The sequence below is a fragment of the Ureibacillus sinduriensis BLB-1 = JCM 15800 genome (assembly GCF_000772955.1).
Lineage (GTDB): Bacteria > Bacillota > Bacilli > Bacillales_A > Planococcaceae > Ureibacillus > Ureibacillus sinduriensis.
The window spans coordinates 109,910-133,114 of the sequence record NZ_JPVO01000048.1 but is presented as its reverse complement, the minus strand read 5'-3'; the positions used below and the strand labels follow the sequence as shown (position 1 = coordinate 133,114).

General features: G+C 40.5%; 26 protein-coding genes. 1 reads left to right on the top strand and 25 read right to left on the bottom strand.

All coding sequences use genetic code 11. The annotated features are described in order from the left end of the window. Positions 1 to 209: 209 nt before the first annotated feature. Positions 210 to 635: a YwpF family protein gene (locus CD33_RS08735; protein WP_036200124.1), complete on the top strand. Its 426-nt coding sequence runs from the start codon at positions 210 to 212 to the stop codon at positions 633 to 635. Positions 636 to 741: 106 nt separating this feature from the next. Here CD33_RS08735 and CD33_RS08730 read toward each other — a convergent pair whose 3' ends face one another. The 25 genes from CD33_RS08730 to CD33_RS08610 form a co-directional block, all read right to left on the bottom strand. Beyond that, positions 742 to 1,164 carry a hypothetical protein gene (locus tag CD33_RS08730; RefSeq protein WP_036200123.1) on the bottom strand — a complete coding sequence of 141 codons (423 nt, stop codon included), beginning with the start codon at positions 1,162 to 1,164 and terminating at the stop codon, positions 742 to 744. A 142-nt stretch (positions 1,165 to 1,306) separates the two neighbouring features. Further along, positions 1,307 to 1,699, bottom strand: coding sequence for a hypothetical protein (locus tag CD33_RS08725; protein WP_036200122.1), 393 nt, complete (start codon positions 1,697 to 1,699; stop codon positions 1,307 to 1,309). Between the two features lie 186 nt (positions 1,700 to 1,885). After that, positions 1,886 to 2,323: a 3-hydroxyacyl-ACP dehydratase FabZ gene (gene fabZ, locus CD33_RS08720; protein ID WP_036200121.1), complete on the bottom strand. Its 438-nt coding sequence runs from the start codon at positions 2,321 to 2,323 to the stop codon at positions 1,886 to 1,888. Between the two features lie 138 nt (positions 2,324 to 2,461). Continuing rightward, complete coding sequence (locus tag CD33_RS08715) at positions 2,462 to 2,743, bottom strand: DNA-directed RNA polymerase subunit beta (protein WP_036200120.1); 282 nt, start codon at positions 2,741 to 2,743, stop codon at positions 2,462 to 2,464. A 38-nt stretch (positions 2,744 to 2,781) separates the two neighbouring features. After that, positions 2,782 to 3,621, bottom strand: a complete 840-nt coding sequence (locus tag CD33_RS08710) for a flagellar hook-basal body protein (RefSeq protein WP_036200119.1) — start codon at positions 3,619 to 3,621, stop codon at positions 2,782 to 2,784. Between the two features lie 17 nt (positions 3,622 to 3,638). Then, a complete protein-coding gene (locus CD33_RS08705; RefSeq protein ID WP_036200118.1) occupies positions 3,639 to 4,475 on the bottom strand; it encodes a flagellar hook-basal body protein in 837 nt (278 codons plus the stop codon). Positions 4,476 to 4,610: 135 nt separating this feature from the next. Then, complete coding sequence (locus tag CD33_RS08700) at positions 4,611 to 5,609, bottom strand: rod shape-determining protein (RefSeq protein ID WP_036200117.1); 999 nt, start codon at positions 5,607 to 5,609, stop codon at positions 4,611 to 4,613. A 301-nt stretch (positions 5,610 to 5,910) separates the two neighbouring features. Continuing rightward, positions 5,911 to 6,165 carry a sporulation transcriptional regulator SpoIIID gene (locus CD33_RS08695; protein ID WP_036200116.1) on the bottom strand — a complete coding sequence of 85 codons (255 nt, stop codon included), beginning with the start codon at positions 6,163 to 6,165 and terminating at the stop codon, positions 5,911 to 5,913. Between the two features lie 537 nt (positions 6,166 to 6,702). Further along, positions 6,703 to 7,362, bottom strand: coding sequence for a M23 family metallopeptidase (locus CD33_RS08690; protein ID WP_036200115.1), 660 nt, complete (start codon positions 7,360 to 7,362; stop codon positions 6,703 to 6,705). 67 nt (positions 7,363 to 7,429) lie between these two features. Further along, positions 7,430 to 8,401, bottom strand: coding sequence for a stage II sporulation protein D (spoIID, locus tag CD33_RS08685; protein WP_052130139.1), 972 nt, complete (start codon positions 8,399 to 8,401; stop codon positions 7,430 to 7,432). A gap of 326 nt (positions 8,402 to 8,727) precedes the next feature. Continuing rightward, positions 8,728 to 10,050 (bottom strand): UDP-N-acetylglucosamine 1-carboxyvinyltransferase, encoded by a 1,323-nt coding sequence (gene murA, locus CD33_RS08680; protein ID WP_036200114.1) that lies wholly within the window; start codon positions 10,048 to 10,050, stop codon positions 8,728 to 8,730. Positions 10,051 to 10,743: 693 nt separating this feature from the next. Beyond that, positions 10,744 to 10,986 (bottom strand): DUF1146 family protein, encoded by a 243-nt coding sequence (locus CD33_RS08675; RefSeq protein ID WP_036200113.1) that lies wholly within the window; start codon positions 10,984 to 10,986, stop codon positions 10,744 to 10,746. Between the two features lie 139 nt (positions 10,987 to 11,125). Further along, positions 11,126 to 11,533 (bottom strand): F0F1 ATP synthase subunit epsilon, encoded by a 408-nt coding sequence (locus CD33_RS08670; RefSeq protein ID WP_036200112.1) that lies wholly within the window; start codon positions 11,531 to 11,533, stop codon positions 11,126 to 11,128. 24 nt (positions 11,534 to 11,557) lie between these two features. After that, on the bottom strand, positions 11,558 to 12,973 hold the full coding sequence (atpD, locus tag CD33_RS08665; RefSeq protein WP_036200111.1) for a F0F1 ATP synthase subunit beta: 1,416 nt from the start codon (positions 12,971 to 12,973) through the stop codon (positions 11,558 to 11,560). Between the two features lie 117 nt (positions 12,974 to 13,090). Further along, positions 13,091 to 13,954 (bottom strand): ATP synthase F1 subunit gamma, encoded by an 864-nt coding sequence (atpG, locus tag CD33_RS08660; RefSeq protein ID WP_036200110.1) that lies wholly within the window; start codon positions 13,952 to 13,954, stop codon positions 13,091 to 13,093. 55 nt (positions 13,955 to 14,009) lie between these two features. Beyond that, complete coding sequence (atpA, locus tag CD33_RS08655) at positions 14,010 to 15,518, bottom strand: F0F1 ATP synthase subunit alpha (protein ID WP_036200109.1); 1,509 nt, start codon at positions 15,516 to 15,518, stop codon at positions 14,010 to 14,012. 27 nt (positions 15,519 to 15,545) lie between these two features. Next, positions 15,546 to 16,079 carry a F0F1 ATP synthase subunit delta gene (locus CD33_RS08650; RefSeq protein WP_036200108.1) on the bottom strand — a complete coding sequence of 178 codons (534 nt, stop codon included), beginning with the start codon at positions 16,077 to 16,079 and terminating at the stop codon, positions 15,546 to 15,548. Continuing rightward, positions 16,076 to 16,597, bottom strand: a complete 522-nt coding sequence (atpF, locus tag CD33_RS08645) for a F0F1 ATP synthase subunit B (protein WP_036200107.1) — start codon at positions 16,595 to 16,597, stop codon at positions 16,076 to 16,078. The genes CD33_RS08650 and atpF overlap by 4 nt, the downstream gene beginning before the upstream one ends. Before the next feature lie 204 nt (positions 16,598 to 16,801). Then, positions 16,802 to 17,014 (bottom strand): F0F1 ATP synthase subunit C, encoded by a 213-nt coding sequence (atpE, locus tag CD33_RS08640; protein WP_036200106.1) that lies wholly within the window; start codon positions 17,012 to 17,014, stop codon positions 16,802 to 16,804. Positions 17,015 to 17,089: 75 nt separating this feature from the next. Beyond that, the gene (gene atpB, locus CD33_RS08635) at positions 17,090 to 17,803 is read right to left on the bottom strand and encodes a F0F1 ATP synthase subunit A (protein WP_036200105.1); all 714 of its coding nucleotides are present in this window, start codon (positions 17,801 to 17,803) and stop codon (positions 17,090 to 17,092) included. Between the two features lie 30 nt (positions 17,804 to 17,833). After that, positions 17,834 to 18,205 (bottom strand): ATP synthase subunit I, encoded by a 372-nt coding sequence (locus CD33_RS08630; RefSeq protein WP_036200104.1) that lies wholly within the window; start codon positions 18,203 to 18,205, stop codon positions 17,834 to 17,836. Positions 18,206 to 18,728: 523 nt separating this feature from the next. Next, positions 18,729 to 19,850: a non-hydrolyzing UDP-N-acetylglucosamine 2-epimerase gene (gene wecB, locus CD33_RS08625; protein ID WP_036200164.1), complete on the bottom strand. Its 1,122-nt coding sequence runs from the start codon at positions 19,848 to 19,850 to the stop codon at positions 18,729 to 18,731. Positions 19,851 to 20,090: 240 nt separating this feature from the next. Next, positions 20,091 to 20,720, bottom strand: a complete 630-nt coding sequence (gene upp / locus CD33_RS08620; RefSeq protein ID WP_036200162.1) for a uracil phosphoribosyltransferase — start codon at positions 20,718 to 20,720, stop codon at positions 20,091 to 20,093. A 540-nt stretch (positions 20,721 to 21,260) separates the two neighbouring features. Then, entirely contained in the window at positions 21,261 to 22,520 is a 1,260-nt protein-coding gene (gene glyA, locus CD33_RS08615; RefSeq protein WP_036200103.1) for a serine hydroxymethyltransferase, read from the bottom strand. Between the two features lie 132 nt (positions 22,521 to 22,652). After that, positions 22,653 to 23,198, bottom strand: a complete 546-nt coding sequence (locus CD33_RS08610) for a TIGR01440 family protein (protein WP_036200102.1) — start codon at positions 23,196 to 23,198, stop codon at positions 22,653 to 22,655. Positions 23,199 to 23,205 lie beyond the last annotated feature (7 nt).

Below are 23,205 nucleotides of genomic sequence, written 5' to 3'. Positions count from 1 at the left end.
AGCGGATTTGGCAAAACCCGAAAATGTGAAAATCCCGATTGTTTGCACCTCCGAAATTCATTTATCGGTACATCAAAAACTTGTCATATGTTCGTCAAACCATTGGGGCTCTAAGCGAATGCGTCAAAAAATTATACGGGTCAAATATTAAATTTCCCAGTTTTGTTATGTTATACTTAAATAAGATACAAAATTACTGGGGGGACGCTATGAAGACGTTTAAAATGCTTTCATTTGACTTGATCAATGAACAAGGCGGAGTGAATATCCCGATTGTCGACGGCATTGTCATCAACCAGGAAAACAGCCGTAAATCTTGGATTCTGGAATTATTCCTATCCAAAGAACATCAATCGACATTTGAAAAACTGAAAGATTCGGATGAATTGTTCGAGGTCCATGTCATCATTTCTTTTCCAGATAACGAACCTGCACCATTCCAGGTGAAGGTCAGTGATATCCAGGCTATTGGGGAAAAAATCACCGTCTTATTAAAAGGGATGATTAAAACACGCCGAAGCAAGTATGCGGAGGCCTTATTACATTCATTGTTGAGCGAAAATTTATCGAGTGATGAATTGATGGCACGTTTCAAAAAAGGGATGCGTGAACGACCTCGCTTGAAAGAATCATGAGGGGATTAGGTATGGATCGACATGCCTAATTCTTTTTTTGTTTTCAAAAAAAATCGCCCCATATTTAATGAGGCGATCGATGGAACTAACCAAAGCTTTCGATGTATTATCGACTTCCGTTATCGCCATCGATACGTTCGTCATTGTTCGTTACATCGCCATTTTCGTTTTGGCCAGCACCATTGCTATTTGAAGCACCGTTTTCATCAACCGTGGGGTCATTATTCTCAAGGGTACCTGTGTTACCGTTCAATTCATCCCCAAGATCATCTACGTTGGCATTATTATTTCCGTCACCGTCACCATTACCGTGGGAATCCCCTTCAAGCATGTCATCCACACCTTCTTGGACATCGTTTACCCCTTCATTGACGTCCTGTCCAACATCCTCTCCAACATCCTGCACGTCGTTTACAGCATCCTCACCAACATTCTGGACGTCGTTTACAGCATCCTCTTCATTGGCATTATTACACCCAACTAGTAAAGCTGAACCGAGCATTACCGCAAACACTGGCTTTTTCCACATAAAAAAGTTCCCTCCTTTTCAAGATGTACTCATCACACACATCGTGATTAGTCATAGAGTACCCGTGAAGGAAAGGAACTATCCTAAAAAAGATGCCAAACTTTTTAGCTCATTTACAAAATCATGGCATTTCGACGCAAGGCTAGTCTTCTTTAGTTATTTGCTCTTTTAGTTGTTGTTCTACGTATGCAGCTTCGGCTTTACACTCATATGTAAAGTTTGTCCCCAATTTCTTCTGCATTTTTTCGATTGAATCAATTTGCTTCTTTGTCGGTTTTTCACTTAGAATCTTGGCGATGACTTCGTCAATTTTTTGCGCCAATTCTTCATGAAATTCTTGACTCAACAAAACATCTTGAGGGACTTTGTCGAACCAAGCCGCATTTTCGGTAAAATATTGTTGCCAAATTTTCATGAATTCTTCCATCGAAAATTTATTATCATCCCAGCCGATGCTTGCTAAATATAATTCAAAAGACGTCGAGATCGATCGAGTAATGCTTATCTTTACGCCTGAAGATAACTGTTTATACATTAATTTAAAACCTCCTACGTTTCAAAAGCCCTACCATGGATACATCAACCTTATATCGAAATTTCATTTTACTTCCTATTTCCTAAAAATGCAAATTCACGCGCCAGTTTAAAATCATTCTTAATGTATTTATAACTCGGAATTACATAATTATACTAAGAAAGTTGGTTTGTGATCTATTTAAGGCTATTTTGGTTGAACTGGACCGATTGCAAACAAGATATCTGTTTCACAAACAAGTTCACCATCAACTGTCGCTACTGCATGCCCTTTTCCCATAGCACCGCGCAGTTTTACGAATTCCACTTCCAATTTGAGCTGGTCGCCCGGTACTACTTGACGTTTAAAACGGCAGTTATCGATACCAGTCAAAAATGCTAGACGGCCCTTGAATTCCTCTGATTTCAATAAAGCCACTCCGCCTACTTGCGCCAATGCTTCAACAATCAAAACACCAGGCATTACCGGATACCCAGGAAAGTGCCCATTAAAAAAATCTTCATTGATTGAAACATTTTTGATTCCTACTGCACGTTTTCCTTCTTCGACTTCCAGGATACGGTCCACTAATAAAAATGGATAACGGTGCGGTAGAATTTCTTGAATTTGTTCAGCTGTTAACATTGCTATCTCCCCCTTTAATTCCTTATGTAAGTTATCTAAGTTTATCTTACTTAAAAAGAAAACGTACATGAAAAAGGAGAATAGAAAAAAATACTACAAGCCATTCGAAAATGTGATAGGAGTTGTAGTTATTATTCTCTATTCTTTACCGTTTATAATATCCAGCATATGCTGCCAAGTATCTTGTTTGAGTGCATCCAACGGTTCACCGCTCCCAATCACGCCATAACCAATCATTAATCCGGCTGCACCGGCAACAATCAGTAAGACGAGGACGAGGAGGATTCTTAGCCAAATGGGTATCAGTCGAAAATTATACCAGCGAATTGGCTTATCCTGATTCTTTTCACTTCTTTTTTCTTTCTTTTCTTTCTGAGGAACTTTCGGCTGTCTTGATTCACTTTTTGATTCGTTTGTCATGGCCGTCTCCCTTTAAAAAATTTCCGTTTTCTAACGAACTATCGAATTCCATTGATCAAACCGAGCATTTGATCGGCGATGGAAATGGCACGGGAACTAAATTGATAATTTCGCTGTGCACTTATCAAATTAGACATTTCCGTGGATAAATTCACGTTCGATAACTCCAATGAGCCATTTGTGATGCCCACCTCGTCACGATTGACTCCTTGCAAGTCTACTAGAATATCCGCTTCATTGTACCCCAACTCGCCCAAGTTTGCAGGGAGTGCAATGTATGTATCAGAAACATGCTCCATCACTTGTGGTGTCTGCACCTCTGTAATACCAAGTTCAAAAGTGAGTACATCCCCATCTGGATAATTGACACCCAAAGTGCCATCTTTAGATAAACTAAAATTGCTAACACCATCCGGGAAATAAATAGCTTCTCCGTTTGAATCGGCTACGGCGTATCCATCTCCATTCACTAGCATTACTTGTCCATTTTCGACAGGTGTAACGTAAAAATCGCCTTGACGTGAATAAACATTTCTTTGTCCGTTGGCGCCATCCGGCATCAGGATGTTGAAATATTGATTTTCTTTCGTGAAAGCCAGGTCGAGATCCCGGTCAGTTGTTTGCAAGCTGCCTTGGGTAACGTTCGTTTGAATTTGTCCAAGGTACGCACCAACGCCATAACGGATACCGACTGGCGAGTTCCGCACAGTGGGATCTAATTGATCATTGTTGAATTGTTGGTAAAGAAGTTCAGAAAAAGTGGCTTCTTTTGCTTTGTAACCAGCTGTATTGCTGTTTGCGATGTTATTACTGATTGTATCGATTTGGCTTTGCAACTGTCCCAATGTGTTTGTTGCGGTAATCATTGTACGAAGCATAATTTTCCCTCCCTTCTCTATATTCTTCCAATTTCATTTACGGCTTTTTCCATGCTTTTATCGTAGGCTTGCAAAACTTTTTGGTTCGCTTCAAAGGCACGATAGGCTGTCAAAAGATCCGTCATCGATTGGGCTGAATCGACATTTGAGCCTTCCAGGTAGCTTTGTTGCATGGAGAAAGTGACCCCTTCTTGCCCAAAAGCACTTGGTAAATTTGTTCCATCTATTTGACGGTATAACCCATTATCTTGTTTCACTAATGTGTTGGGATTTGCAGAAAAAGATACGCCGAGCGTCGCAGCAAGCTGATCATTTACCAATATATTGCCTTCTTGTGTCAGGTTGAATTGATCACTTGGCAACTGGATGCGTTCACCTTCAGCCGAAAGAACATATAGGCCTTGAGCATTTACTAAATAACCTTCTCCATCCAATGTGAAGTTCCCGTTACGTGTATATGCTTCTCCACCTTCAGGATGTTCAAGACGGAAGAAGATCGCCCCCACTTGTCCAGACTCTTCATCTGTCGGCATTGCACCATTTATTAGAGCAACGTCCGTATTCTGGCTCGTTTCATAAATGGAACCTTGTGCATAGTTTGCTAGCGTTTCTTGCAAGTATACACCTGTGTTAACCGAGCCAATTTGCTGAATTTGCCCAAAGCTTAGTTGGTTTTCGGTTGGAAGATTCGTTCTCCCTACGGCAGACATCAGCATATCAGGAAAAGAACGAATTGTTGATTGATCTGACTTAAAACCAGGTGTGTTGGCATTGGCCATATTGTTCGTAATTATTTCTGTTTTTCGTTGCTGAGACACCATACCCGTTGCGACAGTATAAAACCCTTTAAACAATTATTTCACCTCTAAAATTTATTTTTGTAATAAGTCAGATGTTAAATCAACGTGACTTTTTCGTTTCTTGCCCCATTGCAAGATTGTTGCCATGCTTCCAATATTCTTATTGGAGGGATGGATAGGAATCGATTGTTAAATGCGGGATCCAGGAGAACGGTCGATATTATCCAACATTAGGCCTGTCCCAACAGCCACACAGTCCATCGGATTTTCGGCTACAAAGACAGGAACTTTTAATTCTTGCGTCAGTAATTGATCCATGCCGTGCAATAAAGCACCGCCACCTGTGATGCAAACACCGCGGTCAATAATATCTGCTGATAGTTCAGGCGGTGTTTTTTCAAGAACATTTTTGGCGGATTGGACGATTAAAGATACCGATTCGTGCAAGGCTTTTTCGATTTCCGTCGAGTGAATCTCTATTGTTCTTGGCAAACCTGTTACCATGTCGCGTCCGCGAATTTCCATCGATTCTTCACGGCTACCTGGATACACGGTACCGATTGTGATTTTGATGGCTTCAGCCGTACGTTCACCGATCAACAGTTTGTATTGTTTTTTTATGTATTGCAGAATATCGTTATCAAAGACATCACCAGCCACTTTGATTGACTCGCTTGTCACGATATCGCCCATGGAAAGAACGGCTACATCCGTAGTACCTCCACCGATATCGACAACCATGTTGCCGCTAGGTTGGAAAATATCCATGCCGGCACCAATGGCAGCTACTTTTGGTTCTTCCTCTAAGTACACTTTTTTGCCGCCGGATTTTTCGGCTGCTTCTCTAATTGCCTTTTGTTCCACGCTTGTAATGTTTGTTGGACAGCAAATAAGAATACGTGGCTTTGAGAAGAATCCCTTCACGTCTAACTTATTTATAAAATATTTTAACATAGCTTCCGTCACATCGAAATCCGCAATTACCCCATCTTTTAATGGACGAATTGCCACAATATTCCCTGGTGTACGTCCCACCATTTGACGTGCTTCTTCACCAACAGCCAATACTTTTTTCGTATTCTTGTCGATTGCAACAACAGACGGCTCATTCAGTACAATCCCTTTCCCTTTCACATAGATGAGCACATTTGCCGTTCCTAGATCGATCCCAATATCTTTAGAAAACATTTAATAATTTCTCCTTCCTGCCTATTCCAACATAATACACGTACTAGTATATATCTTTATCTAGACCATTTTACCATATTCACCTACCAATTACACCTTTAATTATGCCAGAAGTGCCTACCAATCCACCTTTTAAAGTGCCTGGCACCCACACAATTTAGACACAATTCTGAATATTTGTCGTTGTATGGGTGCCTGGCACTCATTCAATCCTGGCACTCATTCAATTCTCCGGGCGTAGACATGAAGTCATGCTAAAAAAGCATTTAGTTGACTTTGGAAAGCCAAACTAAATGCTTTTTCAGTAGTTCTGGGACTGCCATTTCTTGCGTGTTGCCTCGCCTCCCCGTAAATGACGAATCGATTTGTGATATGCTAAGATTTCTTTCACTTCATTTGCTAATTGTTCATTGACTAAGAATAATCGTTCAGTTAGGTCTTTATGGACAGTACTTTTGGAATAACCCGTCATTTTCGCGAGGACACGAACCGTTTCACCTGTTTCAATAAGCAGTTCCCCAAGTCGAACGCAGCGATGCCGAATGTGCTCGTGCACGTTCTCTTCCTTTCTATCGGATATAAGAATGTGCCGTTTTGCTAACGAGAGGTGTTTTTTTCGACGTGTTCATATTGTGAGTGTTTCATGGACGTTTGCAACTAGCGATTTAACGTTTATTCACAATATGAGGTTTTTCGATGTTTCAGAACTGTTATTTGCAAGAAACTATCTGAAAAATACAACTCGGCCCAAAATTCACCGAAATGCTGTCCATTTTTATACAACTAGCCATCCATAATTCCATTTTCCTATAACAAAAAAAACGCCCAACCATAATCTCGTTAGACGCCAGAAAAAATGAAAGTCATCAAATTTTCGGGTCAAAAGATTAATTGGGCGTTCCTCATCATTGCTTGTACAATGCGTTTGATCTTTAACTGCAATACATAAGCTTATTGCCTGAACCTAGGGACAATTGGCCTAGCTTACAGTTTGAAGATAAGTAGTTGATTCACCGCTCATCTTCGGTCACAAGAATTAAGCAACAGGGTTACTGAGTCGACTCTATTTTGAGAGACGATTATTTGTCATTCATTAGAATGCCAAGAAATTTCGTGGATTTACATGTTCTCCATCTTGTAAAACTTCAAAGTGGAGATGGATACCGGCAGTTGGATTCCATTCGTTTTCGATTGTCGTCGCCAAAGGTTGGCCTTGCGTTACCGCATCGCCTTCTTTTACCAAAATATCAGAAACGGAGCTGTAACGTGTCTCCATCCCGTTTGGATGCGCAATGACAATTTCATTTCCAGTAAATTCATCCAGCTTTACTTCTTTCACCTCGCCGCTCATTGCAGCAAGTACTTCAAATGGCTCGTTGTTCACGGACAAAGATACTCCCGATGAAGTAGAGAATGTTTGATTAAACACTAATAGTGCCTTTTCTCTAGTTTCTGCATCAGCAGTTACATCATAAAAGTCCTGCAACACTTCTAAGTTGTCTAACGATTCTTCGTTGAAAGGATACTTTAAGTTTTCAGTACGTGCATTCGTTTCAATGACTGTTGAATCTTCGGAAGCTGTTCCATCCTGGACTACTTCCTTATCTTCCTCATCACCAATTAGCGCATTATAACTGAAAATTAGACCGATTAATACTACAGCGATTGCTGCATAAACTGACGGCCAAAACCATGGCTTTTTTTGCCAACCGTTTTTATTAGGAGAAGCCTTGATTTGTTTTTCTTCTCTCATGTTCATCACCTCTGATTGAAGTGTGAACAATATTTTACATTTCTATTCACTTTTTGGAAAAAAATCCTTAATTTTCACAATTTAATTTTTCGATGCTTGTATTTTGATAGTAGTGCGCGATAATTTCATGGGCAGTGGAACCCTTATCCGCCATCGCATCTGCCCCATATTGGCTCATCCCCACACCATGGCCGTAGCCTTCTGTAGTGACGACCACTTGTCCATTTTGCACCTTGACCTGGAAATCGGTAGAACGCAAGCCTAATAGAGTTCTAAAATCACGGCCTGTCCACTCATGGTCCTTCATGCTAACCGTTTCTACCCTCCCCGTATTATTTTTTTGCAAACGGATTTGCTTGATCTCCTCTATTGTCGATTGTGTATTTAGTTTGCTGTTCCATTCTTCGAGTGTAAAAGTAGTCGTCGTTTCATAGTTATCTGCATATTGGAAGTCGGTACTCGAAACGGATTGCAAATAAGGCAGTTCCGTCCCACTATAGTTCACAGAGCTCTCAGTCATCCCGTTGCTCATCGAATGGAACATCGCCGTTATTAACTCTCCATTATATTGAATCACCTCACCACGGGTACTTTCAACAGCCTCACGCACTTTCGCTTCGTAATCCTCGTACGAATCATTCCAATTCTTCTTCCTCGTATCTTCATCGTAAAATACCTGTCTAGCCACAGTCGGTTCAATTTGCGTTTGCCCATAGTTCGTTGACTTCAACACATAGGTTCTCGCTGCAATGCCTTGCGCCTTAAGTGCTTCCGGATGAAAACCAACAGGCATTTCTGCAGCTACCACTCCTATCACATACTCTTCCAGATCAATGGGAATATCACTCCCACTCACCTGAATCGTCAGCTCACAGGCATTCTCGGAAGTTTTGGATGCTATAGGTGCCGTCTTTTGTGGTGCAGCCTCGGATTTTTGGTCAAACTTCATGAAAAGAAATGGAAAGAAAAAAAGTGCGATCACAATGCCTACAACTGATACGACCATTATTGGGTTTCTATAATCTTTAATTTTTTTCATACATATTACTTATGATTGAAATGAAGAAAATATATCTGATCGCATTAGAAAATTATGGTGACATTAAGAAACAAATTTTTGGCTGCCTAAAAACCGACCTAAGGTACGTGCTTCCAACTCTTTCACCACATCGAAAATTGTTCAAGCCCAACGCAACCTATGCAATCAGTAATTAGTTATATACATGAAAGAACTTTGGAATCAAAAAACGACAAAACCCGTTGCGGAGTTTTGTCGTAAAATTTTCACATTTTCAGTTCTATTCGGATTGTTATGAACGTATGCTTGATTAAAATGAAAAAGTATTCTCATTTATAAAGTTTAAGTTAAATTTCAACAACCTCTTCTTTTAATTCCACACTTTGTTCTTCTGTCAACACATCTTCATCGTTCACTCGTTCGATGATGGCACCTAAGGAAGCTAATTTTTTGTGGAAATCAACGTAGCCACGATCTAGGTGGGTTAACTTCGTGACGCGTGTTATACCTTCAGATACAAGTCCAGTTAGAATTAACGCTGCTGCTGCACGTAAATCCGTTGCAGAAACCTCAGCCCCCTGTAATTTCACGGGACCTTCAATGAAGACAGTACGCCCCTCGATTTTCGCCAAAGCGTTCATGCGGCGGAATTCCTCAACGTGCATGAAGCGATTTTCAAATACTGTTTCCGTAATGATACTAGTACCATCAGCAGTCAGTAATAGCGCCATCATTTGAGCTTGCATATCTGTCGGGAAACCAGGATGAGGCATTGTTTTCAAATCAACTGCTTTGAGAGGATGATTTGCGCGGACTCTTAATCCTTCACCTTCTTCAATGACTTCGACACCCATTTCACGTAATTTCGCAATTAGAGCGGACATGTGCTCAGGCACTGCATTTTCAATGAAGACATCTCCACGAGTAATGGCTGCAGCAACCATGAAAGTACCTGCTTCGATTCGATCGGGAATAATATGATGAGTTGTACCACCCAATTCACTTACCCCTTCGATACGGATTGTATCTGTTCCTGCGCCGATTACACGTCCACCCATGCCATTGATAAAGTTGGCTAAGTCAACAATCTCTGGTTCTTTAGCGGCGTTTTCAATGATTGTCGTCCCTTTTGCCAAGGCAGCGGCCGTCATAATATTCTCTGTAGCTCCTACACTTGGGAAATCCAAATAGATTTCAGCACCTTTAAGTCCGTCCACAGTTTTTGCTTCTACAAAACCATGCCCGAAGGAAATTGTTGCCCCCATTGCCTCAAAGCCTTTTAAATGCAGCTCGATAGGACGCGATCCAATTGCACATCCACCAGGCAATGCAACACGTGCATAACCATTACGTGCTAATAATGATCCCATCACCAATATAGAGGCACGCATTTTACTAACGAATTCAAACTGTGCTTCACTTGATAATTGCTTTTCTGCATTTATATGAATTTCATTATTTTGTACATTGTACTCTACATCTGCATTTAGGCTTTTTAATACTTCGTTTATTGTATGAACATCCGCTAAATTAGGAACGTCCTTAATGATGTTCTTGTTCTTTGAAGCTAGCAAGGAAGCTGCTAGGATTGGTAGTACGGCATTTTTGGCTCCTTCTACTTTTACGATACCTCGTAACTTTTGGCCTCCCGTAACAATAATTTTCTCCACAATTCGTCCCTCCGAATTCAATTGTCCAAAACTGTCTAACTTTGTTGATAGGTTATCATTTTATCGCCTTGGCGTATCAGTTGGTTTGGCTTTATCCGATTTTACTCGATATTTTTTGCAAAAATTTTCACGATTCACCAGAGGCTATTTAACCTCATTCATGTAACTTTAAAAATTGATAATTTGATTTTTTGTGTTTTAAATCTTGTTTGTGTTTTTATGAGCAAAAATGAATGAAGTTATAAATCACAAAAACTATCAATATAGTACTGTTTAATTAAGTGTATAACAAGCATCCAAATCACTATTTTACCGTAAATCCCAATAATATTCTACACTTTATATTACGCTCAATTAAACATATTTGTGAATTTTATACGTAACAATAGTAATTAAAAAGCAAAAAAGGGCTTAATTGATATATACCCCAGAAGAAAGTCCCAAAACATAGTTCAACAATATTACCCAGGAAATTTGCCAATATCATGTAGGTCGTCAAAATAATTGAAATGGCGCCAAAAAGTGTACATATTGTTAGTGTTGTTAAAACAATCGGTTGCAATGTTTTAGGTTAAAGAAACTATGTATTTGGAAATAGAATTCTTATATATATTATGTAACGAAAAACGAAACGTCATTTGTCCTTACAGGATATATAATTTGCCCCGTTTAGATAATAACAAACACATTTTTCTAAGAAAAGATGTATGGTAATTGTCGTGACCACGATGTAAAATCGATCAGAAAGTTGGACACACTCGATCCAATTGCAATACTTAATAAAATGTAGATTAACTGAATTTGAAAAACCTTGCCTTTCTTAAACAATTGCTCCAGTCGGAATGCTTGCAGCGCATAAAAAGTAATGGCAATAAAAAAGATATGGGAAATCAAACTCATGATCGCCTGAAATCCTAAAGACTGATAAACTTCCATTAAAAAACCCCCTTCAGAATTAATTATACCCATCCAGAACACTTTTAGAAGAAAATTTGCAACGAGTTCCCACGCTTCCGATCATTATTAATATCCACTAAAAAAGCGGACAGTTACCCGTCCGCTTTAATTTATGAAATTACATATTACCCTCATGAACGCTGATACGATTAATCGCACGGTTTAAAGCTAGCTCAGCGCGTTTGAAATCGATGTCATCTTGTTTCTTTTGAAGACGTTGTTCTGCACGTGCAAGAGATTCTTTTGCACGCTTAATGTCAATATTAGCTGCTAATTCTGCAGAAGGAGCCAATATTGAAATTTGTTCAGGACGTATTTCAATGAAACCACCACCAACGGCTACACGTTCTTGTGAACCGTCTTCGTTTTTAAGTGTAACAGCACCAATAGCAAGTGGGGCAACTGTAGGAATATGTCCTGGAAGAACCCCAATTTCACCTGAAACTGTTTTAGCGATAACCATTGCGACTTCTGAATCGTATACTGGGCCGTCGGGAGTAACAATATTGACTTTAACTGTCTTCATATTTTTGCTCCTTTCGTCCGCAGATTATACCTCTACGCCCATGCTTTTCGCTTTTTCTACTACCTCTTCAATGCTACCAACTAGACGGAACGCATCTTCTGGCAAGTGATCGTATTTACCTTCAAGGATTTCCTTGAATGAACGAACAGTGTCTTTTACGTGTACGAAAGAACCTTTTTGACCAGTAAATTGTTCAGCAACGTGGAAGTTTTGAGATAAGAAGAATTGAATACGACGAGCACGTTCAACTGTTTGCTTATCTTCGTCAGATAACTCATCCATACCTAAGATGGCGATGATATCTTGTAATTCGTTATAACGTTGTAACGTCATTTGAACGCCACGAGCGACAGCATAGTGTTCTTCACCAACAATTTCAGGTGATAGAGCACGAGAAGTTGAAGCTAATGGATCCACCGCAGGGTAGATACCCATCTCAGATAATTTACGCTCCAAGTTAGTTGTTGCATCTAAATGGGCGAAAGTTGTAGCTGGGGCTGGGTCGGTATAGTCATCGGCAGGTACATAGATCGCTTGGATCGATGTAACAGAACCTTTGTTTGTTGATGTAATACGTTCTTGTAAGTTACCCATTTCCGTTGCAAGCGTTGGTTGGTAACCTACCGCAGAAGGCATACGACCTAATAGGGCGGATACTTCAGAACCTGCTTGAGTGAAACGGAAGATGTTGTCGATGAATAAAAGAACGTCTTGTCCTTGCTCATCACGGAAGAATTCAGCCATAGTAAGACCAGTTAAAGCTACACGCATACGTGCACCAGGTGGCTCATTCATTTGACCGAATACCATTGATGTTTTGCTGATAACGCCAGAGTCGCTCATCTCGTGGAATAAGTCGTTCCCTTCACGAGTACGCTCACCTACACCAGCGAATACAGAGATACCGCCGTGCCCTTGAGCGATGTTGTTGATTAACTCTTGAATTAATACAGTTTTACCTACACCGGCACCACCGAATAAACCTACTTTACCACCTTTGATGTAAGGTGCTAATAAGTCTACTACTTTGATTCCTGTTTCTAGGATTTGTACTTCTGTAGTTAATTCGTCAAATTTTGGAGCTTCGCGGTGAATTGAATCACGACGAGCGTCACTAGAAATTTCTTCTCCTAAGTCGATAACTTCACCAAGTACGTTGAATACACGTCCTAAAGTTACATCACCAACCGGTACAGAGATTGCTTTACCTAAATCTGTTACTTCTGCTCCACGTTGCAGCCCGTCTGTAGAAGACATGGCAATTGTACGAACAGAATCATCACCAAGGTGAAGAGCAACTTCAAGAGTTAAAGTTTCAACTTCTCCATTCGGACGATCAATCTTAACAGTTAAGGCGTTATAGATTGCTGGTAATTGACCGTTGCTGAATTTTACGTCAACAACCGGACCCATTACTTGAATAACGTGTCCTAAGTTCATTCTTGTGTACCTCCTATCGAGTTAGGTGCCCGAGCGGTTCATATTGACTAACGATGTATGGCAATATCCGTTCCCCGCTTTTCTTCCTTTTATAAACGCTCGTTGGAGAGTAGCAGCCTATTCTAAGGCTGCTGCCCCACCAACGATTTCTGTAATTTCTTGTGTAATCGCGGCTTGACGCGCACGGTTGTATACAAGTGATAAATTTTTAACAAGATCATTAGCATTATCAGTTGCTGTTTTCATCGCTGTCATACGAGCAGCATGTTCACTAGCTTTACCATCCAATAAAGCACCATAAATCAAGCTTTCAGCGTATTGTGGAAGTAATACTTCTAGAATTGCTTCACCTGATGGTTCGAATTCATAAGAAGCAGATACGCCTTCGCTTGCCGGAGCCAAATCAGTGATTGGTAATACCTTTTTCTCAGTAACTTCTTGTGAAATAACACTGACAAAGTGGTTATAGTACATATAAAGTTCATCATATGTACCATCAGCGAACATACCAACAGCTTTACGAGCGATTTGCTTCACATCCGAGAATGTAGGTTGGTCCGGTAAACCAACAACACTATCAAGAACGTTAAAGTCACGTTTCACAAAATAATCACGAGCAACACGACCGATTGCAAAAATCACGTATTCGTCTTTTGACTTATGACGTTCTTTTAGCGTGCGTTCTAATTGACGTAAAATGCTTGAGTTGTAAGCCCCTGCAAGACCACGGTCAGAACCGATTACAAGGTAGGCCGTTTTCTTAACTGGACGAGATTCCAACATTGGGTGCGATGCATCAGTTGTACCTGAAGCAATGGCTGCAACCACATCTTGTACTTTCTCCATATAAGGAACATAGCGCTTTGCATTTTGTTCTGCACGTTTACTTTTAGAAGCGGAAACCATTTGCATGGCTTTCGTCATTTGACTCGTTTTCTTTGTTGAAGTAATACGGCTTTTTATTTCACGTAAGTTTGCCACTGGTATTTCACCACCTTCTAGTTTTTAATCACAAAACACATTGTACGATCAGAACTTATTCCGATTTAGCAAAAGTCTTTTTGAATTCGTTAAGAGCAGCTGCCATTTCGCCATCAGAAGGAAGTTCTTTAGTAGTGCGAATATGATCTAAAACGTTTGTGTGGTTTACATCTAACCAGCTGTATAATTCAGCTTCGAAACGTACGATATCTTGTACAGGAATATCATCTAAGAAACCACGAGTTAGTGCATAAAGGATTGTTACTTGCTTTTCAACTTTGATTGGTTTGTTAAGGTCTTGTTTAAGAACTTCAACCGTACGTTTACCACGCTCAAGTTTCGCAAGTGTTGCTTTATCTAGGTCTGAACCAAATTGTGCGAATGATTCAAGTTCACGGTAAGCAGCTAAGTCAAGACGTAGTGTACCAGCAACTTTTTTCATCGCTTTAATTTGAGCAGATCCACCTACACGTGATACTGAAAGACCGGCGTTGATCGCTGGACGTACACCTGCGTGGAATAGGTCTGCTTGTAAGAAAATTTGTCCATCAGTGATTGAGATAACGTTAGTTGGGATGTATGCAGAGATATCCCCAGCTTGAGTCTCAACGAATGGAAGAGCTGTAATCGAACCATTTTTGTATGTTTCGTTTAATTTAGCAGCACGCTCAAGTAAACGGCTGTGTAAGTAGAATACGTCACCTGGGTAAGCTTCACGACCTGGAGGACGACGTAATAATAATGAAAGTTCACGGTAAGCTGCAGCTTGTTTAGATAAATCATCATATACGATTAATACGTGTTTACCTTGTAACATGAACTCTTCCGCCATCGATACACCAGCATAAGGAGCTAGGTATAATAATGGAGCTGGTTGAGAAGCAGATGCAGTTACTACGATTGTGTAATCTAATGCACCATTTTTACGAAGTGTTTCAACAACACCACGAACAGTTGATTCTTTTTGACCAATCGCAACATAGATACAGATCATATCTTGGTCTGCTTGGTTAAGGATTGTGTCAATTGCAATTGAAGTTTTACCAATTTGACGGTCTCCGATGATTAATTCACGTTGACCACGACCGATTGGTACAAGAGCGTCAATCGCTTTGATACCTGTTTGTAATGGTTCGTGTACAGATTTACGAGCCATTACACCGAAAGCTGGGCTTTCGATCGGACGAGTTTTTGTAGTATTGATTGGGCCTTGTCCATCCACTGGTTGACCAAGTGGGTTAACAACGCGACCAATTAGTTCTTCACCAACTGGTACTTCCATAATACGGCCAGTTCGACGTACTTCATCGCCTTCTTTAATGCCTAGGTAGTTACCTAAGATAACGATACCAACGTTACCTTCTTCAAGGTTTTGTGCCATACCCATTACACCGTTAGAGAACTCTAATAATTCTCCGGCCATGCAGTTGTCGAGGCCATGAGCACGAGCAATACCGTCACCAACTGTGATTACAGTACCAACTTCGCTTACTTCTAGATCAGATTGATAGTTTTCAATCTGCTTTTTTATCAGCACGCTGATTTCTTCAGCCTTGATGCCCATGAATGTCACCTCTCACATTTCTTTTAATTAACCAACTAACGTACGTTTAAGATTATCTAGCTTACTAGCTACTGTGTTATCAAAAATGTAGTTGCCGATTTGAACACGAACGCCACCAAGGATTGATGGTTCGATTACGTTTGTAATTGTAAGTTTTTCTTTGCCCACAAGTTTACCGAATGAAGATGAAATTTCATCTTTTTCTTGATCAGTAAGTGCGCGAGTTGAGAAAACTGTTGCATCAGCAGAACCTTGTGCTTCTGCTGCTAGTTGTTTAAAACTTTTCGCTAAATTGCCGATCTCGTCAACACGCTTTTTCTCGATAAGAAGTTCAAGCGTATTCACAACGATTGGATTTGCACTGGCAAATACTTCAGCTATAATTTGTTTTTTGCGTTCGTTTGAGAATTTAGGAGAAGTAAGCAATGAAACTAACTCAGGAGTTGTTTCGATCCCTTTTACGATCTCTTCTAAATCCGCATTAACTTCCGCAACAACTTGTTTTTCTAAAGCAAGTTGAAACAATGCATCAGCATAACGATTCGCTATTGTCGAACTCATTTCGCTTCGCCTGCCTTCGCAATCGTTTCTTTAATTAATGCGCTATTGTCCTCTTCAGAAATTTCTTTCCCAAGAACTTTGGATGCAGCAAGAACTGATAATGAAACGACTTCATCACGAACTGCAGCGATCGCTTTTTCTTTCTCAGTTTCGATTTCACGAACAGCTGATTCTTTTAGACGGTTCGCTTCAGTACGAGCCGCAGTAATGATTTCATCACGTTGGACTTCGCCTTGTTTTTTAGCACTTTCGATAATTGCTTGTGCTTCAGTGCGAGCTTCTTTTAAAAGAACTTTTTGTTCTTCCAAAGTTTTAGCAGATTCGATGCGAGCGTTTTCAGCTGCTTCGATTTCTCCTGCGACCAACTCTTCACGTTGTTGCATAATGCCCATTAATGGACCCCAAGCGAATTTCTTAAGTAGCGCCATTAAAATTAGGAAGATTATAAGTGTTGCCAAAACATCCCCACCATTAAATCCGTGGGCACCGGCACCTAGTGTTAGGTAATCCAAATTCACGATTGTTTCACTCCCTTCAAGAGCTATCAAAAATTAGAGAGTTCCGGATAAGTTCGTCTATTACGAATGCCGAAACATTTTAAAATCTATGTTTAGTACTGCTTTACATTCAATTTAATAAAAGATTGCATTTTAAACAAAAGGAATGGCGAAGTTTCTTCTTGTGGAATCATCTTCGCCACATATGTTTTGTTGAGCCGACAATTATCGGTTCATTACGATGAATGCTACTACTACTGCGATGATCGGAAGGGCCTCAACTAATGCTACCCCGATGAACATTGTAGTTTGAAGAACGCCACGAGCCTCTGGTTGACGAGCGATACCTTCTACTGTACGTGAAACGATAAGACCGTTACCAATACCTGCACCAAGTGCACCTAAACCGATTGCGATTGCTGCTGCTAATAAACCCATTGAATATTTCCTCCTTGGAATTGTTTGTTTTTTATTTGTTTTAAGCATCTAATGTTTTACACTAAAAGCTTTATATTAATGGTCTGCACTCACTTTGTGAGATAAGTAGACCATCGTTAACATTGTGAAGATAAAGGCTTGGATAAAGCCGATGAAGATCGAGAATCCGATCCATGCCATACCTGGGATAAGACCACCTAAGAAGCCTAAGAAGCCTGTTCCGGCAATACCTGCAATTAAAGCAAGTAAAATCTCACCAGCGTAAATGTTACCGTAAAGACGAAGACCAAGCGTTAATGTGTTGGCAAATTCCTCGATAATTTTAAGCGGCAATAAAAATGACATTGGTTGGACGAATGTCCCGAAATAATGCTTTGTACCACGCATCTTGATACCATAGTAAGTTGCCAAAACCGTAACCATTGATGCTAATGTCAAAGTTACTGTTGGATCGGCAGTTGGAGATTTCCACCAAAGTTCACCATTGTAAACGATACCTGAGAACGGTAAACCTAACAAGTTTGCTACGGCGATAAACATAATCAGGGTAATCCCTAGAATATGGAATCTACCACCGGTTTTCCAGTCCATGTTGTTTTTGATGATCCCTTTAACGAAATCCATCACCCACTCCATGAAGTTTTGCATACCAGTCGGTTTAAGTTTTAGGTTGCGTGTTGCAATAAACGCGATTAAAAATACGATGATTGCTGTAATTACAAGCATTAAGACTGTGGATAAGTTGAAAGTTAAAAAGCCTATCGTTAGCTCTGGAGCTAAATGATCCATTCTTGCATTCACCTCACTTTCTTTGTTACGTTATTTGTTTCTGACCGACGATACGATAACTCCTATAAATAGGAAAACGTATGGAATCATTAGCCCTATCACTGTGCTAATTAGATGAAAATATTGTGGCAACGTAATTGCGATAGCGACTGATGCAATACCTGACCCAAAGCGTAAAGCTGAACCGAGTGATACTGTTTTTTTCCCTTCACTAATGGAACGATCAAACTTGTCCATTCTTCGAACAAGAATCCAAAAGTTATATGTACCAAAGCAAGCACCGACAGCAATACCAGCAAATACTGTAGGATACGAGGTAAATCCCCATCCTAATGCACAAAGAGCGAGCAAAAAAAATAACGCTTTCTTCTGCATAGCGAAAATGTGATGCAAATCTAGCATTGGCAATTTATCTCCCAAATCTTTTTCGAGTAAAGTTTAAATCGTCCTCTACTTATGGAATCAAGCGTTGCGATTGAATTACAAGCATTTCCAACAGTTGTCGAAAAGACACAATAATAGTAATAAATCCCTCGTTGAATGAGAAATTTCTATTATTCCAAGTTTTCTAAGCTGTAAATCCATCAATACCAGACGCCTGAAAACGTTGCGGATTGACACTGATCAGTTTCAACTGTCAATCTAGTAGAAACTTGATATAACAAGTGTTTCGGGGTCGATTGTCCCCATAAAACCCTTATCATTCTTACCCTTTGTAAGCATACAATAGGGGTAAATTGATGTCAATTGGTTCAGGTTAAAAACTTCACAAGAACTGAAATGTTGTCAAATTCTTGACAAATTTGTGTTAGAAATTAAAACAAAAGGATAAAAGTTCTTTATTGAGTGAATAAAATTAGACTTTCCATCATTTTTTTGCCAAAACCCAACTTTTTATTCATAACATATCTTTAATGAGCCTTTATTATTCACCTTTTTCAAAGAAACTAATTAACGCTTCCACAATACGTTTCGACGCATGGCCATCCCCATAAGGATTTGAGGCGTGGGCCATCGCTTCAAATGCCGCCCTGTCCTCCAATAATTCTTTGGCCAGCTTATAGATTGTTTCCTCTTCGGTACCAGCCAGTTTCAATGTTCCGGCAGCTATTCCTTCAGGGCGCTCCGTCGTATCACGTAATACCAAAACGGGTTTCCCCAAGGATGGCGCTTCTTCCTGTACGCCACCTGAATCCGTTAAAATCAGGAACGAACGGGCCGCAAAGTTATGGAAATCAAACACTTCCAATGGCTCAATCAAATGAATCCGAGGGTCGTTCCCCAATATTTCGTCAGCTATTTCCCGAACTGCAGGATTTAAATGAACAGGATATACGACTTGCACATCATCATGCTCTGCCAGTAGCCGCTTGATCGCCTTGAACATATTGCGCATCGGCTGCCCCAGGTTTTCCCTGCGGTGTGCAGTCAGTAGAATCATGCGGTCGTCTCCTAATTTTTCTAAAACCGAATGGCTATAGTTTTCACTAACCGTTGTTTTTAATGCATCGATTGCCGTATTTCCCGTTACAAATATAACTTGTTCATCTTTATTTTCTTTTAATAGATTTTCTTTTGAGTTTTCAGTCGGGGCAAAATGCAAATCTGCCATTACACCTGTCAGTTGGCGGTTCATTTCTTCCGGGTAAGGTGAATATTTGTTCCCTGTTCGCAGTCCCGCCTCTACATGGCCGATTGCGATTTGATTGTAAAAGGCAGCCAAGCTCCCAACGAATGTCGTTGTTGTATCGCCGTGCACAAGAACGATGTCGGGCTTTGCTTCCTTCATGACACGATCCAAACCTTGAAGAGCGTTCGTTGTGACGTCAATTAAAGTTTGGCGATCCTTCATAATATTTAAATCATAATCTGGCTTGATGTTGAAGGTCTCCAATACTTGGTCCAACATTTGGCGATGTTGAGCGGTTACTGTCACGATTGATTCGATTTTTTCAGGGTGTTTCTGTAATTCCAGAACAAGCGGGGCCATTTTAATCGCTTCCGGCCTAGTTCCGAAAATCGTCATTACCTTCCATTTTTTACTCATTTGAAATGCACCGTCCTTCAAAATAGTTTACGACCTTCCTTTAATAAAGAAGGTCGTAATTTAGTTAGTGTTGGTCGTTGATTAGGCGGCAAATGTTTGTTGGATTGCGCTCTTTGACGTGCGTTTGAAACTTATCCACCAATTTAAAGGGTTGATCCGCCGTCGACGGGTGTATCAGCTAGATTCAGTGAGATGTCTGCCGAATTATTTCCGCCGCAATAAATTGGACTGCATACCGACTTATTTTGTTCCAAATAAACGGTCTCCCGCATCCCCTAAACCAGGCACGATATAACCGTGATCGTTTAATTTTTCATCAAGTGCCGCGATATAAATATCCACGTCCGGATGAGATTCTTGGATGGCTTGTACACCTTCCGGAGCTGCAATCAGGCACATGAATTTAATATTTTTCGCACCGCGCGTTTTTAGTGAGTTGATCGCTTCCACTGCAGAACCGCCAGTTGCGAGCATCGGATCCACAATGATGAAGTCGCGTTCTTCCACATCAGCCGGAAGTTTTGCATAGTATTCCACCGGTTTTAACGTTTCCGGATCACGGTATAACCCGATATGGCCAACTTTTGCAGCAGGGATTAATTTAAGCACTCCGTCCACCATGCCGATTCCCGCACGCAAGATTGGAACGATTGCAATTTTCTTGCCTGACAGCACTTTTGTTTTCGCCGTAGTTACTGGTGTATCAATTTCAATTTCTTCCAGCGGCATATCGCGCGTAATTTCGAATGCCATTAATGTGGACACTTCGTCAACCAGCTCACGAAATTCTTTTGTTCCCGTGTTTTTATCACGAATATAAGTTAACTTATGTTGGATTAATGGGTGGTCAAATACATATACTTTGCTCAATTGATTTCGCTCCTTTTTGTAACCTGACATTAAGTGAGATTTCCCCAAACTAAAATGCAGTTTCACTGTATCTAGCCTAGTATATCAAAAAAAGTCATAACATAAAACAATATGTCGAATGGGTTTTTGGGAACTTTTTCATTTCATTAAAGGAAACAGTAGGGGCCGCGACTGCTTGTTCTATGTAGGATGCTTCTAAAGGGCGGAGTTGAAGAAGGGGTGGCTGAGCCTAAGCGGGTTGGAGTTTCGAATTTGGGAGATTTTCGTTCTATGAATAAATGCGAAGATTAATAGCTAGATGATATAAACTTCATTTGGACAACTAAGAGATGTCCAGTGTACGATTCTGTCACTAAACAACCCTCAATATAACAAATATCTAGCCCAATCAAGTTTGCTGGAGACAGGATTGGACTAGAATTCGCCTGAAATAAATATGTTTCCTCCTATTACAAAGTCGTTTCTTCTATGATGTCATCGAACTCCCAGCAAATTAATCGCAAAAAAAGCTAGTGAGAATAAACTCACTAGCTCAAGCTATTAAATATTTGTTACTAGTTCTTCGTAGATTGGGTATTTGTCCGTCAACACTTTTACGCGTTCTGTTGCTTCTTGTTTTACTGCTGCGTCTTCTGGATTTTTTAGAAGTTTCGCGATAATCAAACCAACTTCTTTCAAATCTTCTTCTTTGAAGCCACGGCTAGTTACAGCTGCCGTTCCAAGACGGATCCCTGATGTTACGAACGGTTTTTCTTCATCATATGGGATCGTGTTTTTATTCGCTGTGATTCCTACTTCATCCAACACTTTTTCAGCCACTTTACCTGTTAAACCAACTGATTTCACGTTCACTAATAAAAGGTGGTTATCCGTACCGCCTGAAACTAATTCCAAACCTTCCGCACTCAACGTTTCTGCAAGTGCTTTTGCGTTTGCTTTAATTTGCTTTGCGTACTCTTTAAATTCCGGTTGCAATGCTTCCCCGAACGCTACCGCTTTTGCAGCGATTACATGCATCAAAGGACCACCTTGAATTCCTGGGAATACCGATTTATCAATCTTTTTGCCCCATTCTTCAGAAGTTAAAATGAGTCCGCCGCGAGGACCACGTAATGTTTTGTGTGTCGTAGAAGTAACGAAATCTGCATATGGCACTGGAGATGGGTGTTCGCCAGTAGCTACAAGACCTGCAATATGAGCCATGTCTACCATGAAATAAGCGCCCACTTCATCAGCAATCTCACGGAATTTTTTGAAGTCGATTTCACGTGGATAAGCAGATGCACCGGCAACGATCAACTTTGGCTTGTGTTCAAGCGCTTTAGCACGAACATCTTCATAGTCGATTACATGTGTATCTTTTGTTACACCGTACTCCACAAATTTATATTGAATACCAGAGAAGTTTACAGGAGAGCCATGTGTTAAGTGGCCGCCATGTGAAAGGTTCATCCCCAGGACTGTATCGCCCGGTTCAAGAATTGTGAAATAGACAGCCATATTCGCTTGTGCGCCGGAATGCGGTTGCACGTTTGCATATTCGGCACCAAAGATTTGTTTAACACGATCACGAGCGATATCTTCCACAACGTCCACATGCTCACAGCCACCATAGTAACGTTTGCCAGGATACCCCTCAGCATATTTGTTTGTTAATACTGATCCTTGCGCTTCCATTACTGCTTCAGAAACGATGTTTTCGGATGCGATCAGTTCGATGTTGGCTTGTTGGCGTTTCTTCTCTGCTAAAATACCTTCTAATACCGCTTTGTCTTGTGCTGCAACTTTTTCATATGCCATTGTACAAATCCCCCTAAAATTTCTTCATTTTTTTATTAATGAAAAATCCTATTACGGATTTTTATCCCAAATTTGTATTTCCTATCACTTCTCTGATTGTTTTAATTAAGTGTGAGTTATTTCTCCACTGTTTCAACTATAAACAGCTCTCGGACCCCCGATTAATTTCGGGCGTGTTGTGGCAATCGTCACAACCGCTTCCCCAATTTGACGTATCCCTGTCCGGATTGGAATCGCTACTTCTTTCAAATGCATTCCGATAAGTGTTTGCCCGATATCGATTCCGCCGTGTGCGCGAACGTGTTCCACGACAACCGGATTCTCAAGTTTCGTATAAGCATAAGCTGACATGGAACCACCTGCATGTTTAACCGGAATGACCGTCACCGGTTCCAATGAGTAGTACTGTGCGGCTTCAGCTTCCAATGTCAATGCGCGGTTGATGTGCTCGCAGCCTTGAAAGACCAAATAAAGATGATGCTTCCACGCAAATGTTGTAAGTTCTTCAAACAGAACTTCAGCAATTTCGATAGCCCCGGAAGTGCCAATTTTGGACCCTGCAATTTCCGATGTCGAGCAACCGATGACAAACAGCTGTTTTGGCGTAAATGTTACTTGTTGTTCTAATTCATTGAGCAGTTGGGACAGTTGTGATTGCACTTGTTGTAATGAATGCATCCAGACA